Here is a 15371-nt window from a genome sequence, read left to right as displayed (position 1 = left end):
ATTTTCCCTGTTGAGGCAGCCAAAGGATCGGTCGGTTCCGATTCGAAACAAAATACTTGAATTCGAATTCATGTTCATACAATATGGATTGGAAATCAAAGCTCGGCAAGTCGGGTTTCAAGGGGAGAAGGCAGATGACCAAGGCTCAGGGCGGCAGCTTTTCGCGCCGGCAGTTTCTTGCAGCAACGGTTGGAGCGACCGCATTGTCGGCCGCATCCGTCCTTATGGTTCCAACGGTCAGGGCCGCCACGCCCAAGCAGGGCGGCACGCTGAGGTTCGGTGTCGGGCATGGGTCAAGCACCGACAGCCTCGACCCTGGTACCTATGACAACAATTTCACCATCGCGCTGGGTTACATGCTCAACAATCACCTGGCGGAAATCAGCGCCAACGGTGAGCTGATAGGGGAAGTGGCTGAAAGCTGGGAGCCGACGCCGGACGCCGCCACCTGGACGTTCAAGATCCGCAAGGGGATCGTCTATCATGATGGCCGGAGCCTGACGGTTGAGGACGTGGTCGCATCGGTCAACTACCACCGCGGCGAGGGCTCGAAGTCGGCGGCCCTCGCGCTGCTGAAGCCGATAAAGGACATTAAGATCGACGGACCCGACAAGGTTGTTTTCTCGTTGAATGCAGGGAATGCCGATTTTCCGTATATCATCTCCGACTACCATATTCCGATCCTGCCTTCGAAAGATGGCAAGATCGTTGCCGACAACGGAATCGGCTGCGGCCCCTACAAACTGGAGAAGTGGCAGCCCGGCATCCAGGCTCGGGTGACCCGAAATCCGAACTACTGGAAGACTGACCGCGCGCATTTCGACGCGATCGAAATGACAGCCATCGTCGACGCGACGGCGCGAACGGCGGCGATGATGAGCGGCACAATCGACGTCATGGATCGCTGCGAATTCAAGACGGTGAGCTTCCTCGAGAAGAACCCGGCCGTAAGCGTAAAGTCGATCTCGGGCAACCAGCACTACACATTCCCGATGCTGACCAACAAGGCGCCCTTTGACGATCCTCACGTTAGGATGGCGCTGAAACTGGCGTGCCCGCGCGAACAGATGGTCAAAACAATCCTGCAGGGGCATGGAGCGGTCGGAAACGACCATCCAATTGGCTCCGGAATGCCCTTCTTTGCAGCCGGGTTGCCGCAACGGACTCAGGACCTCGACAAGGCAAAATGGCATCTGAAACAGGCAGGCCTGACGAGCCTGAATGTCCAGCTTTCCGCCGCGGATGCGGCTTTCAGCGGCGCCGTGGACGCGGCCGAGCTCTATTCTCAAGCCGCTGCAAAAGGCGGCATCAAAATAGACGTCGAACGCGTTCCAAATGATGGTTACTGGGCAAACGTGTGGACGAAGAAACCGTGGTGTGCGTGCTATTGGGCCGGCCGGCCAACGGTCGATGCCATGTTGTCCCTGGCGTACCTGCCGGACGGAGCGTGGAACGACACCAATTGGAAAAACCCGCGTTTTGTGGAACTCGTCACTGCCGGACGCGCCGAACTCGACGCGAAGAAGCGGGCTCAGATCTATTTCGACGCCCAGGAAATCCTCTCAAACGATGGCGGCACGGTGGTCCCGATGTTTGCAGACTATCTGTTTGCGACATCCAACAAGATCAAGCACGACAAAATCGCTTCCAACTGGGACATGGACGGGCAGAAATTCTCCGAAAGATGGTGGTTCGAGTGAGGCAAAGTCATTCGGACCCAGCTCGCCTGCTTAAGTCGGGCCCTGTTTTGAGAATGAATTTGCCGCTGGTGCAGAGCAACGGGTAAAGCACCGGCGGCTTGTTGGTCGCGACATGAACGTCTTTGTCGCAGCCCCACAGCGGGCGGGACCGAGGGTGTGCGCAAGGACAACTCCTGGCGTGTTCAGGCGTGATCCAGAATGCCCGTGGGGTATTGAGCGGGATCGTTGTGGATCAAAATACTATGATCAGATTCATCATATATATCAAACGCTTGCGTGCCCATGCTGAAGAGGTGGGGCCGTTAATTGGGGCGTGTGTCGAGTGACCACTGGTGATCTTCCACGCTTGGGCATGATCGCATTTGCTCAGTACTCTGACGTCCCAATCAACCACGGATTCCGAACGCTTATCTATCTAGCCAGCGACCTCGGAACGACTGAACTGCCTCTCTGCTACTCTGGCGGTGCCGCCTTTTCCCGCGGCAGTTCGCGTGTGGGTCTGCAGACAACGAGGATCGATTTGTCCCAGCGATCCAACTCGCCGCTCCGATAGAGGATTGCCTTGCCGATCTTGAGGAACGATGGCCCGATCCGCATGCAACGCCAGTTGCGAAGAGTCCCTTCGCTTACCTGTCCGCGATAGCGAGCGATGACTTCTTCAGGGGTGAGGTAGTTCGGGTCAGGCATGGGCTTTATGGATAGCAGAGTTATGCAACAGCTTGTTGCACCCGCGACCCCGTCGGATCGAGACCTGAGGAGAATGCCGGCGCCGTCACTGCGGACTTCTCGTCGTGACCCGAAGCTGCCAATGAAAGGCTCAGGCGATGATGACCGCTTTGCGCCCTAAGTCGGCCATTCGTCGGCATCGTCGCCAATCCTGTAAGCTGCCGTCCGCACGTGGCTGAATGCCGAAATCGCTCGGCAGACGCCGAGTTACAAGACACCGGGTGAATATTGCCGAGTACGATTGCGGCAAGTGAGTACAATTCGGCAACTGACGTTCTCACTCCCATGCCGATCCGATTCGAGTAAGAGTATTCTCAAACGTGGAAATGTACCTGTGATTGAGCCGACGATTTCCTACCCGCTTCGGCAGCGATAGCTGACTAGTGGTGAAAACCGGACGCTTGGTACCCTGTGCGAACTACCGCAAACGGGAGGTGCTGTGTCGATCGGTCCCGCCGTCGGAATGGGCAAGCAGCGCCAACAGCTGACCTTTCTGCCCTGAAAACGCATCGGACGCGACGCCGCTGCCGTTGGAACCCGCAGGGCGAAATTGCTGATGCTCCTGATCCCAGCTCAAAGGCTATCCTGAAATCGTGCCGGTCGTCTTGGCACGATGATATGCCAGCGCAGCCAGCGCCAGGTCTCCGACGGCGAGACCTCGGAACACGAAGGCCGTTAGCTCCTGGGCACCCTCCCGGCCTGCAATCTCGCCGCACACCAAGCCCGACAGGTCACCGGCGACCAGCGCGGGCGCGACCATGGGCCTAATCATCTTGGCCTCCTGCTCCAGGTCGTCAATTACGATGCGCTGAAAAGCACCCATGCCTTCCGGTAGCCAGGGCAGGGCAAGATCAATACTGGTGACGAAAGCGCCAGGCTTCAACCACCGCGCATCCAGAAACGGGTCGAGATTCGGCAGGAGAGTCACGGAGGTCACGATGAGGTCTGCGTCGCCGATTGCTTCCCTGGGGGTTTTGCTGGCGATGGCGACCAGGCCGCGCGCCTCGGCAGCCCGGCACAGCGCATCCCGATTTTCGCTGCCGCGTCCAAAGGCGTAAATCTGACGCACGGGGAAGAGGTCGCAGAAGGCGTCCAGATGGCTGCGCGCCTCGACACCGCAGCCAATGAAGCCAATGCTGACCGAGTCCGACCGCGCCAAGCGCTTTGCCGCAACGGCGCTCAGGCCGGCGGTGCGCCGAGCTGTCACCCAATTACCCTCGACAACAGCAAGCGGCAGGCCCGTTTCACTGTCATGCAGGGTGACGAGGGAATTGATCACCGCGATACCACGCTTACGGTTGCGCGGGTTCAGGACCAATGACTTCGTGGCCACCATCCTCGGCTCGTCTGCGACCGCAAGGGTCGCCATGATGTAGCGTTCATCACCCGGAAGCACGACTACTTTCGGCGCGCACCAGACTTTGCCTGCCCGCTGACCGCGGATCAGATGCTCGATACTGTCGACGGCCTCGTGCGTCGTTATCCCCAAGCGTTCAAGAATGAACCGGGATAGGTACGGCACGCTTGTGGCTGACCCTGGCTGTGCGCTCGCCGGCAGGTTGCTGTCTACGATCGACTCCATGCTGCCTGCTCCACATCCGGGAAACCGTCAAGGCTATACCTGACAGCATCCCGGTCCATTGGCGAGCATTCTCGTGATTCCGGTTCGATTTGGGGCATTTGTTCAAATCAGCGCGGAGGATCGGATCACTGCTGCGGCAGAGCAGGAGGTCGCCGCGCTGTTCGAAGCCTGAAGGCGACGGCTGCCTAGTGGATTGAATCTAACACATGGTGCCCACGCTTGACGGCGGCGATGATGTCGTCGGGGTTCGCGGTCCAGGTGAACGGCTTGGGTTGCCGGTTGTGCTCGGCGAGGTAGCGGTTGATGGCGGCCTGGAGGTCGACGACGGAATGAAAGACGCCACGCTTGAGACGGCGCTTCGACAGTTTGGCGAAGAAACCTTCGACGGCGTTGAGCCACGAACACGAGGTCGGCGTGAAGTGGAAGGTGAAGCGCTGATGGCGGTCGAGCCAGGCCCGCACCCTGGGATGCTTGTGAGCGGCGTAGTTGTCGAGGACGACGTGGACGGCCCTGCCGGCCGGCACCTCGGCGTCGATGGCGTTGAGGAAGCGAATGAACTCCTGATGACGATGGCGTTGCATATTGCGGCCGATGACCGTGCCGTCGAGCACGTTGAGGGCGGCAAACAGGGTGGTCGTGCCGTTGCGCTTGTAGTCGTGGGTCATGGTGCCGAGCCTTCCCTTCTTGAGGGGCAGGCCGGGCTGGGTGCGGTCGAGCGCCTGGATCTGGCTCTTCTCGTCGACCGACAGCAGGATGGCGTGGGCCGGCGGATCGACGTAGAGGCCGACGACGTCGCGCAGCTTGTCGACGAACTGCGGATCATTTTGAACTGGCGCCAGCGGTGGGGCTGCAGGCCGTGCGCCTTCCAGATGCGGCGCTCCGCGCTAGCGCTGATGCTGGCGGCTTGCGCCCTCATGTCAGCGGTCCAATGCGTCGTCTCGCCGGGCGGGTCCTGCAACGTCAGCTCCACCACACGCTCGGCCACTTCAGGACCAAGCGGGGGAATGCGCGAGGGCCGCGTTTTGTCGCGCAGCAACCCCTCGAAGCCTTCCGCTGCAAAGCGCTCTTGCCAGCGCCACACGCAAGTCTTCGACTTGCCGGTTTGCCGCATGATGTCGACTGTGCCGAAGCCCTCGGCGCTCAATAGGATGATCTCGGCACGCCAGACCTGCTTCTGTCGTGTGTTGCGATCCTTGACGAGCGCCATCAGTCGCTGGCGATCGGTCGGCGAAACGGTGAAGGAAATCCCCGTGCGCACAAGCCAGACTCGCATACGCACCCCACACAGGGGAATCCCTAATCGGACTCTTATGTCAGATGGAATCCACTAGGTGGCGGCTCTGTTAGGAAAGGAACGCGCGGCGACAGGGCGCCAGATCGAGGACCTGCAGGGATCTCAGGAGCTGCAGGGCGAAGCGATGGAGCTGGAAAACCTGCTCGCGGCGCGCTTTCCGATCGACTCTTTGAACCGGTACGGCTCTGGCCCAAGCAGGAAGCGTAAATACAGGGCGTTGTTTACTCTACGGTTGGCATGTAGAGGATTGCAAGAGAATCGCAGGTCGATCGATGTTGGAAATCCCTGCTTTAGAATTAGCGGATGCGCAAGGTGGGCGAGCTGGAGGCCGAGAGCTCGCCGGACAATGGTAGCTGCTGAGACGGGGGTACAATGGGAGCAAAGCCTGGATCTCTCTGGAGGCGGTGGGACCTTCACATCCATACGCCAGGTACGAAGATGTCGAACGCATTCGGCGGAACGACCGACGATGTCTGGGACCGCTACATCGACCTCTTAGAAGCCGCACCAACTGCAGCTTTTGGGATTACGGATTACTTCAGTTGCGACAGTTCATTTGAGCTTATCGCCCGGTACAAGAAGCGATACCCGGAGTCGTCGAAGGTTTTTTTCGTCAACGTCGAACTAAGGCTCTCCGAAGCCATCAGCGCTGAGGGGAAAAGCCCACATCTCCATGTCATTTTCGATAATGACGAGGAACACTGTACTGCAGACAAAGTCTCCAAATTCCTGTCGCAACTCGTCACCAGCCGTACCAACAGCGCCGGGGCACCGGTTACATGTGCCGACCTGGTAACACTGAGCGATTTCGAAGCCGCGTCAGTGGGGTTCCGCGCGGTTGTCGAAGCGCTCGAGACCGTCTTCGGAAAGCATAAGCCATATCTATTGGTCTTCCCCGCCAAGAACGACGGAGTCAAAAGTGCCGACCAGGGTTCTCCTCGGAAAATGGCGATCACCGAGGAGATCGACAAGGGATGTCACGCGTTCTTCGGGGATGCCAAGAGCGGCGAGTATTTCCTAAAAACGAACCGCTATGACGGGTCAATTCCTAAACCGGTCATGGCCGGCAGTGACGCCCATTCATTTGCAGACATCGAGCGTTTGGAAGGTAATGTTGCGAATTTTCCCGCGACATGGATCAAGGCGGATCTCACGTTTCGCGGTCTAAGCCAGATCTGCTACGAGCCGGAATCGAGAGTGTTCATCGGTGATGAACCTCCTGTCGAGCGCCGCAAGGCTGAGCAGCCAACAAAGATTCTTTCGCGCCTCGGCATCCGGCAAAAACCTGGCTACAAAGGCGAAAAGGGCATTTGGTTCAAAAACGTCGACATCCCTCTCAATCCTGAGTTGACAGCAATCATCGGAAACAAGGGCAGCGGCAAAAGTGCGCTGGTCGACATTCTGGGCCTCCTCGGTGAAAGCAGGCTTGAATCGCACTTTGGGTTCCTAAGCGACTCCCCCCGTAACAAGAAATTCAAGCAAAAAGGGTATGCCGAGAATTTCGAGGCCGAGGCGACCTGGCACAGCAATACGTCGTCGAAAAAGAACCTTGCCGAGAGCGTCGACACGACGAGGCCCGAAACGGTCCGGTACCTACCCCAGAACTATTTCGAGCAACTAACTAACGAGATCGAAATAGACAAATTCCGTAAGGAAATTGAGGATGTCGTCTTCTCGCATGTTGAGGAGACCGAGAAAATGGAGATGGCATCCTTCAAGGAACTCCAGGACCTTAAGACCCTCCAAAGCAAGGATGAAACGAGTGCTTTGAAGGCCCGTGTCCGGCAGCTCAACAATGACATCGTTGAGCTTGAGGGCAAGTCCGCTCCACACTTTATGAAAGGCTTGCGGGCGCAGCTGGCTTCCAAGAAGGAGGAACTCCGGGCCTTGGAAGCTGCCGCTCCGGCGGAAGTGCCGAAGCCAGCCGCACAGACTCCCGAACACCAGCAACAGGCAAAAATAATCGAGGAAAGAACGGGCGCACTGGAGGTCTTGAAAGCGGCCGAAGGGAAGGTTGTTGAACAAATTTCTCAGAAGAAGAACCGACATCAACGGTTGATATCATTTAAGGACGGCCTGTCAAACCTCAGCACAGCCATCACGACTAGCACGCAGACGTTGAACGAGACTGCGAAAGGGTTGGGGCTGGACATCAATGCCATTATCCACACGCGGATCGACATTACAGCGGTTGACGCAGCGATTACTTCGGTAAGAGCCGAGATCTCATTGCTCGAAGGCCGCACGACAACCGAGATCAACAAGCAAACAGACTTCACGACCCTTGCCAGTCTGCCGGATATTCGCGCCGCGATTGATTTGCATACAAGTTGGATTGAGGAATTGCGTACCCTCCTAAGCGCGCCACAACGGCGATATCAGACATATCTGGACAAGCTCGCCGCTTGGAACGGACTCAAACTTGCGATCACCGGAGCTGACAGCGATCCCGCGCCAGACACCATTAACGCGCTTGATCAGCAAATCAAGTACATCGAAGAAGAAGTGGGTGATAAGATTGACGAAGTGCGCAAGGCGCGAACCGAGCTTGCGGACCTGATATTTTCAAGCAAAAAGAAAATCCTGAAGTTCTATACTGACGTTAAGTCGAGTGTTGAAACGAAACTAAGTGAGGTGCGCACTGAGGACTTTTCTGTCCAGATAGACGCGGCGTTCGTTCCCGATCGGGAATTTGCTGATGAGCTCCTCGGCAAAATCAACAAGTCAAGACGCGGTCCATTCCATGGCAGCAAGAACCCCGAGGGTGTCCTGCGCACCTTGCTGAACGACGTGAACTGGAATGAATTCTCGACCATTGATGCTTTCGCCGCCAAGATCGTAGAGATCATGAAGGGCAACGACGACAACGGCGCCTATTCGCTCGAAGAGCAAGTCGATCCCAAAGATTTCTACGACTTTTTATACTCCTTGGACTATTTCTCAGCGTCGTATGAATTAAGGTTGGGCAGCAAGAACCTCGACGAGCTGTCGCCAGGGGAGAAGGGCCTACTGCTTTTGGTATTTTATCTCCAACTGGACACGGACAATACGCCCCTCATCATCGACCAGCCGGAAGACAACCTAGACAATGACAGCATTTTCTCGATACTGGCGAATTGCATCCGGCATGCTAAGAAGAGCCGGCAGGTCATATTGGTAACCCACAACCCAAACCTAGCCGTAGGTGCCGACGCTGAACAGATCGTCTACGTTAAGCTGGACAAAGCGAGGAACTACAAATTCTCATATGAAAGCGGATCAATCGAGGACCCCGCCATCAACAATCGAATCGTGATGGTCCTGGAAGGGTCGCAGCCTGCATTCGTGAAACGCCGCCTGAAGTATCAGATTGCGTGAGTCCCGCCATGAGCGTCGACATTCATACATGCCAACAGGTGTAAATGGCCTGAAACAGGCGTGCCGCACCGTGGGTGGAGCTGCATTGACATCGACGATCTCGGGAGCCGTCGCACCTTTGCGGATGTGCAAGTCCGTAGATATCCGGTACGTCCATTACATGCAGCACGAAGACTATCCGCACCGGCTTGCGCTCTGCCGCGATAGCGGGAAAAGCGGTCATCTACCTCGAGTGCAGTTTCAGGACGTTTTCGCCGACCTGAGCGTCAGCTATCGGCTGCTCGGACGCTGAGAGCCGACAGTCCGCTTTACGGCCCATTTTCGGTCGGTGTTGGGTTTCTCAACGCGATATGGAACGCCCCGACACATCGCACCCAGTTTGCTCAATTGCAACCACCTCGGGCGCCAGCATCGGCTATCATGATATTGTTCCTATCGAGCCGCAGTCAAATCCCGGTATGTTTGTGGCCGGAGACCGCTCAATGGCATTTCGATTCGTCCACACCGCTGACATCCACCTCGACTCGCCATTGCGTTCGCTGGCGATGCGAAACCCCGACCTTGCCGAACTTGTCGGAGACGCCAGCCGTCAGGCGTTTGTCTCGATCGTGGATCTCTGCCTTGCGGAACGTGTCGATGCCCTGGTCATTGCCGGCGATCTCTATGATGGCGATCAGACGTCGATGAAAACGGCGCGGTTTCTGGCGTCACAGATGACACGACTTCACCAGGCCGGCATCAAGGTTTTCAAGATCCGTGGCAATCATGACGCCATGTCGCGGATATCGAAACAGCTCGTATTCCCGGACACGGTCACGATTTTCGGCGGCCGTCCCCAGTCAGTGCTGCAGACAGCCGGCGGGCTCGACGTCATGTTTCATGGCTTGAGCTTCGCGAGCCCCAAGGCGCCGGACAGCCTGCTTCCCAAGTATTCAGGGCCGCGTGAAGGCGCGGTCAATGTCGGCATCATGCATACGAGCCTGGCCGGATCGCCCGGCCACGACGTCTATGCCCCCTGCAGCGTCGCTGATCTGCACAGCCATGGCTTTGAGTACTGGGCCCTTGGACACATCCATGTCCGCCAAATCCATCCTGGGGCGAGCACCATGGTGATGCCAGGAATTCCACAGGGCAGGGACATCAACGAGGCTGGCGAAAAATCCGTCACCTTGGTGACGATACGCGACGACCGCGCCATTGAGATCGAGGAACGGCTGACCAGTATCGCGCAATTCGAGCGGCTGAACGTCGACCTGACCGGGACGGTTGAATGGCCTGAGGTCGTCGGACGAGTCCGCTCCGCGCTCGAAGATGTGCGCGCCTCCGTCAGGTCCCGCCATGTTGTGGTTCGTCTCGGTTTGACTGGAGCGTCACCTTTATCCTGGGCGCTAATACGTGACCGCGACTTGCTGCTCGCAGAAGCCGAGCAAATCGCGGAACACACCGGGGACACCTGGGTGGAGAAGCTCGAGCTTAACGTCTCTCCATCCGCAGCCGAAACATCCGAGGGCGTCGCTGATCCGATCTTCGAACTCGCTCAATCCATGCGCGCGGATGCCAGCTCGGAAGCTTTCCGTGCCGAGGCGAGGTCGTTGGTCCAGAAGATGATCGCGGATCTCCCGCCTGACGGGCGCGATTTCGCCGGTAAGGACGAGGCTGAGCTGGAGTTGTTCCTCGACAGGGTGCTTGCCAACGGCGCTGACCTGGTCACCGCCCGCCTCAAGGCCGGTGGACCACAATGAGGCTCCGGCGACTTGATCTCATCCGTTATGGCAAGTTCACCGACAGGACGATCGACTTCGGGCCGAAACCGGAATCCGGTCCCGACCTGCATATCGTCTTCGGCCTGAACGAGGCCGGCAAGTCGACCGCGCTTTCCGGCTATCTCGACCTGCTGTTCGGCATCGAGGAACGCAGCCGCTACAATTTCCTACACGAGTACAGCGCGATGCGCATCGGCGGGATGCTCGAACTCGGCGGCGCTGAGCACACGTTCACACGCACGAAACAGCGCACCAACTCATTGCTGAACGCGACTGGTCAACCGGTCAGCGAGATGGCGATATCAGTGCATCTCGCCGGGCTGTCTCGCGACGCATACGAGACCATGTTTTCGTTGGACGACGAAACGCTGGAAGCAGGTGGAAAATCAATCTTGGAATCGCGCGGCGACCTGGGCAAGCTGCTGTTCACGGCCAGCGCCGGCCTCGGGCACGCAAGTGATACATTGAGCGTGCTGGAGGCCGAGGCGGACAGGCTCTATCGCAAGCAGGCACACGGGACCGAGCTTGCGCTGCTCAAGAAACGGCTTGCGGAACTGAAGTCCGGGAAGGAGGCGATCGACACCTTGGCGTCGACGTTCGAGACCCTCGAGACAGAGCGCCTGGATGCGACAGAGAAATACAACCGCAGCATCGCCGAACGGTCGGTGCTGTCGGCTCGGCTCGACACGATCGCGAAGTATCTTCATGCGATCCCGATCCTTGCCGATATCAGACGTAAGGAAGCCCAACTAGCCGACTTGCCTGAGATCGCTTCTCCTTCACGGACCTGGACGGGCAGCGTCGCTGACATGATCGAGACCGACGCCAGCCTGAGAACGCGGCTATCGGCGAGTGTGGACGAGCTCGAGCGGGTGACAACGAAAATCGCCTCGATCGATGTGGACGCGGAGATGCTTGCGATCTCCGAACGGGTTCGCGGCCTGGCCGACCGCAAGGTGCGCCACGTCTCGGCTGGCCTTGACCTGCCAAGTCGTAGGACGGAGCTGCAAATCCTAGACAATGCCGTGGCGAACTGCCTTGCCGCCCTGGGGAGATCCTCCGAGCCCGACCCTGCCAAACTGCTTTTGCCTGCTGCAACCATTGGCGCTGTACGCACCATGGTCGAGCAGCGATCCGGGATCGTTACCAGCGTGCGCGTTGCGCGCGAGGAGGCGGTGGCATCTGCTGATGCGCTTCAGGCGGCACGGGAGCGGGTCGGCGAAGAAAGGGCGGTGCCCGAGCCTGTCAGAGCAAGGCTGGTTTCAGCTTTGTCGACGGCAAGGGCCAGCGGGCACCTGAGGGAGACCAAGGCGGCACGCGAGGCCGCAGATGCAGATGCAATTCGATGGGAGGCCGCGATCGGGCGCTTGCATCCCTGGTCGGGAGATGCTCAGGGATTGGCCAGGGTCGCCATTCCGAATGCTGGACAGCTTGGCGCATGGAAGGCGCTTGCCGCAGAGCTCGGGAAGAGCAGGGGCGTTCTTTCCGAACGTCTTGCCGAGCACCAGGGCCATCACGACTTGCTTTCGGCGCGGCTGGATGCCCTTCGTGCCTCGGTCGATGTCACCGACGATGATGCGGCGGACGCCATTCGGCGCGCCCGGGACCAGGCCTGGGCAAGGCATCGCGATGACCTGACTGGCGAAACGGCGGATGATTTCGCGGCAGCACTGGCCCGAGACGACAGCGTCGCAGCAGGCCGTCTGGCCAACGCCCGGGAGCTGGTTGAGATTCGCAGCACAAACCGCAACCTCGCGGAAACCGCGGCCACCATCGCGCATGCGCGCGACCAACTTGCACGCAACAGCTCAGATCGAAAGGCTGTGCTCTCGGAAATTCTCGCAGTCTCAAGAGATCTGCTCGGAGAGTGTCAGGAAACTTCCCCCGAACGGCTGATCGAACTGATCGAGGACCGCATTGCTGCCCGGATCGATGCGCTCGCGGCCTGGGAGGAGATCGAGCTTTCCCGCAAGAAGGCCGAGCGCGCGGTTGATGAGGAAGGCCGAATACGCCTGGAGCTGAGTGGCGCGCTGGCGAGCGTTGGCGTCGGTTCGGATCCTGGTGACAGCCTGGAAACGGTCATGGCTGTGGCAGAGCTGTTCCTTGACAGGCAATTCAAGGTGGACGCTGAGCGCACCGAGGCGCTCAAGACCGTTGGCACAAGGCAAGAGGATTTGGCCGCCAGGCGCCGAGCCATCGAAGTCGCAGAGCGGCGTGAGGATGAATGGCTAGCCGGCGTTGCCGATGCGCTCAAGGGCACCTGGCTCGAGAGCGGCATCTCGACGCCCGGCGTCGGCGGTGTCCTCGATCAACTGGCTGAACTGTCCAAATGTCTTCAAGACCGGGACGCCATGCAACTCCGTATCGAGAAGATGGAGGCCGACAGAGACAATTTTCTAGTTGAGGTTTCCGCCATTGCAGCCGAGGCAGGCGAGGCGACCAACGACGAAGAACCGGAACAGCTGGCGATTTGGCTTGCCGAGCGCCTGGAGCGCGCCGAGCGCACGCGCGAGGCCAAGGTAAGCCTCGTCAATGACCTGCAGCGCCTGCAGGATGGGCGTGAGATACTCGATGCCGAGATGTCGGCACACGAGCGCCGCAAGAACGAGGTCCTGAGCGTCTTTGGCGTAGCCACGCTATCCGAAGTCGTGCAACGCGACGAACTGCTGCGCGACAGGGATCGCCTACGCACAACCGTGGCCGAACTTGAGGAGCAGGTGTCGTCCGAGCTCGCGGTGGAAGGGTTCGAGCAGGCGCGTTCGATATTGGATCCTGTCGATCTCGACAGTCTCGCAATCGAGAAGGCCGAAGCCGAGCAACGGCTTCGCGACCTTGACGAGGCGTTACAACAACAGCTCATTCGGCAGACGCGCGCGACCGACAAGCTTGACGCCATTGGCGGCGACAGCGCTGTAGCCCGCATAGATGCCGAACGGCGCACCGTCCTTCTGGAAATCGATGAAAAGGCCGTCCGCTTTATCGAGCTGAAATTGGGAATAATGTCGGCTGGAAATGCTCTGCGCGTCTACCGCGAGCGTCATCGCTCCGGAATGATGGAGCGGGCATCAGACGCATTCGCCCACATGACGCGCGGCCAGTACTCTGGCCTGACAACTCAACCTGTGAAGGGTGGGGAAGTGCTCATCGCTTTGCAACGCGACGGGCCATCCAAGGTCGCCGACGCGCTGTCAAAGGGGGCGCGTTTTCAGCTCTACCTGGCGCTCAGGCTTGCTGGGTACTACGAGTTCGCACAGTTTCGACCCTCGGTGCCATTCATCGCCGACGACATCATGGAAACCTTCGACCATGTCCGGTCAGAGGAGGTTTTCCGATTGTTTGGCGAAATGGCAAGTGCCGGCCAGGTCATTTACCTTACGCATCACCAGCACCTATGCGAGATCGCCAAGACTGTTGTGCCGGGCGTAACGATCCACGAGCTCGGATGAGACTGGACTTTACTTGATGCGTTGCTGACATACCGTGCTGTTCGATGTTTGACCCTTTGCAGACTCTCTTTAGCCAAGTCCACGCCGGATAACGGACCTTCGAGTTGGTTATCATGACGCTGTTACGGTTATTCAAAGTAGTCTCTGCGTCCTTCAACGTGCATCTCCCTCGCTCCCATCGGCGTGATCGCCTAGCTTTTTCGATACGCGAGCGATCAGTTCGTCCACTCTTGAAAGGAATAGCTTCAGGGTCGACGATGCGTTCGCCTTGTTGTAGCCGATAACCAGATCGATCGTTGGCGCTTCACCCTCCAGCGGACGGCTTACCACGGACCATGGCATGAAGTTCTGTGCGTAGGCAGGCAAGAACGCTACGCCCCGAGTCGAGGCGATCAGAGACATTGCCATTGCGAGATTGTCCACCTCGTGGTCCGGCCTGATAGCGACATTGGACCGTTCCAGATAATCGTTGATGACGACCCGCAGGGCAGGAGCCGTATTCGATACGCTGACAAATGTCTCGCCCACAATGGCGTGCGGGTCTATGGCATCGCATGCGGCGAGACGGTGATCGCTCGGCAAGACGGCAACCAGCGGCTCCTTCGTGACCAGCCTGTAGGCTAGATCGGGTGTTTGCGCCTCCGGCCGCATGAAGGCGACGTCGAGCCTGCCCCTCGTGAGCGCGTCGGCAAGTTGCGGCGAATATTGGCTGGAGACAGTGACCTCCATGTTGGGGAGTTCATCGCGAAGAATGTGCATGGCTTCGGGCAGCCAGTCCATTTCCTGTCCGGTCAGGAAGCCAAGGGCAAACGATGGCTTGGTTGGTTCCGCGGCACGGCGCGCCGCTTCCCGGGCCGCCTCGACTTGGGCCAGCGCCAACCGGGCATGATCGAGGAAGACGCGGCCCGCAGCAGTCAGTTCGATGCCTCGTACGCTGCGGATCATGAGCTGGGCGCCAACCTCGTATTCGAGATCGCGGATTTGGCGGCTGAGGGAAGGCTGCGCCGTGTGCAGCCTTTTCTCGGCCGCCAGCGTCAGGCTGCCCTCCTCGGCGACGGCAACAAAGTAACGAAGGTGCCGTAGCTCCATAGCGCCTTCCATATTTCCAGGGCATGCCGCCCAGCTTACAAAGTCTTTTTCGCGGGCGCCAGGGTAGGCCACTCAACGATAGCACCTGCGTTCTGGTCTCGGTCTCTGAGCCGCGGGGCCAGAGGGTCCGCTCTCATACTTTGCCGGTAGGACACTAAATGCGAGGATCGCGCGGTTCTCGCAGTTTTCGCAGCGTCCGGATGCCGCCGTTTGTGATCGCTCCAGGCGCCAACGGAGGCGGATCGCATCAACGTCGACGGCTTCTCAGAATCCTCACCTCATTCGGCCGGGGGCGCACTGTTGCTGCATTCAAGACTGCACGTGCGACCCGCCGGTCCGGTGCACTTGCGTCCAGTCAAGCGCGGCCACCTCTTGTTTGACCCAAGTACAGAAGGCCTGCACATGAGGGTGCTC

At 58.8% G+C, this 15371-nt stretch carries 7 protein-coding genes and 1 pseudogene; 4 read left to right on the top strand and 4 right to left on the bottom strand.

What is annotated here, in order from left to right:
• Positions 1-134 precede the first annotated feature (134 nt).
• Positions 135-1700, top strand: coding sequence for an ABC transporter substrate-binding protein (locus B5V02_RS28080; RefSeq protein WP_111547626.1), 1566 nt, complete (start codon positions 135-137; stop codon positions 1698-1700).
• A gap of 453 nt (positions 1701-2153) precedes the next feature.
• Here the strand turns inward: B5V02_RS28080 and B5V02_RS41950 are convergent, their stop codons facing one another.
• From B5V02_RS41950 to B5V02_RS28065, 3 genes and pseudogenes are all read right to left on the bottom strand, one after another.
• Positions 2154-2387, bottom strand: a complete 234-nt coding sequence (locus tag B5V02_RS41950) for a MerR family transcriptional regulator (protein ID WP_111547297.1) — start codon at positions 2385-2387, stop codon at positions 2154-2156.
• Between the two features lie 619 nt (positions 2388-3006).
• Entirely contained in the window at positions 3007-4008 is a 1002-nt protein-coding gene (locus B5V02_RS28070; RefSeq protein ID WP_111547296.1) for an ornithine cyclodeaminase family protein, read from the bottom strand.
• Between the two features lie 185 nt (positions 4009-4193).
• Positions 4194-5266: pseudogene (locus tag B5V02_RS28065) on the bottom strand (IS630 family transposase).
• A 408-nt stretch (positions 5267-5674) separates the two neighbouring features.
• Between B5V02_RS28065 and B5V02_RS28060 the strand changes: the two are divergent.
• The 3 genes from B5V02_RS28060 (at position 5675) to B5V02_RS28050 (ending at position 13868) form a co-directional block, all read left to right on the top strand.
• Positions 5675-8659, top strand: coding sequence for a TrlF family AAA-like ATPase (locus tag B5V02_RS28060; protein ID WP_111547295.1), 2985 nt, complete (start codon positions 5675-5677; stop codon positions 8657-8659).
• A gap of 482 nt (positions 8660-9141) precedes the next feature.
• Positions 9142-10401, top strand: coding sequence for a metallophosphoesterase family protein (locus tag B5V02_RS28055; protein ID WP_111547625.1), 1260 nt, complete (start codon positions 9142-9144; stop codon positions 10399-10401).
• Complete coding sequence (locus B5V02_RS28050) at positions 10398-13868, top strand: ATP-binding protein (RefSeq protein WP_111547294.1); 3471 nt, start codon at positions 10398-10400, stop codon at positions 13866-13868. Before B5V02_RS28055 ends, B5V02_RS28050 begins: the two co-directional genes overlap by 4 nt.
• A gap of 153 nt (positions 13869-14021) precedes the next feature.
• Here B5V02_RS28050 and B5V02_RS28045 read toward each other — a convergent pair whose 3' ends face one another.
• The gene (locus B5V02_RS28045) at positions 14022-14957 is read right to left on the bottom strand and encodes a LysR substrate-binding domain-containing protein (RefSeq protein WP_111547624.1); all 936 of its coding nucleotides are present in this window, start codon (positions 14955-14957) and stop codon (positions 14022-14024) included.
• Positions 14958-15371 lie beyond the last annotated feature (414 nt).

Source organism: Mesorhizobium kowhaii (assembly GCF_003253745.1).
Taxonomy (GTDB): domain Bacteria; phylum Pseudomonadota; class Alphaproteobacteria; order Rhizobiales; family Rhizobiaceae; genus Mesorhizobium; species Mesorhizobium kowhaii.
The sequence above is the reverse complement of the archived record's forward strand: the minus strand, read 5'-3'. Positions and strand labels throughout refer to the sequence as shown.

Excerpts from the sequence above, each read along its gene's own strand:
- B5V02_RS28045 (WP_111547624.1), bottom strand. The coding sequence starts at position 14,957 with ATGGAGCTACGGCACCTTCGTTACTTTGTTGCCGTCGCCGAGGAGGGC.
- B5V02_RS41950 (WP_111547297.1), bottom strand. The coding sequence starts at position 2,387 with ATGCCTGACCCGAACTACCTCACCCCTGAAGAAGTCATCGCTCGCTAT.
- B5V02_RS28070 (WP_111547296.1), bottom strand. The coding sequence starts at position 4,008 with ATGGAGTCGATCGTAGACAGCAACCTGCCGGCGAGCGCACAGCCAGGG.
- B5V02_RS28055 (WP_111547625.1), top strand. The coding sequence starts at position 9,142 with ATGGCATTTCGATTCGTCCACACCGCTGACATCCACCTCGACTCGCCA.
- B5V02_RS28060 (WP_111547295.1), top strand. The coding sequence starts at position 5,675 with ATGGGAGCAAAGCCTGGATCTCTCTGGAGGCGGTGGGACCTTCACATC.
- B5V02_RS28050 (WP_111547294.1), top strand. The coding sequence starts at position 10,398 with ATGAGGCTCCGGCGACTTGATCTCATCCGTTATGGCAAGTTCACCGAC.
- B5V02_RS28080 (WP_111547626.1), top strand. The coding sequence starts at position 135 with ATGACCAAGGCTCAGGGCGGCAGCTTTTCGCGCCGGCAGTTTCTTGCA.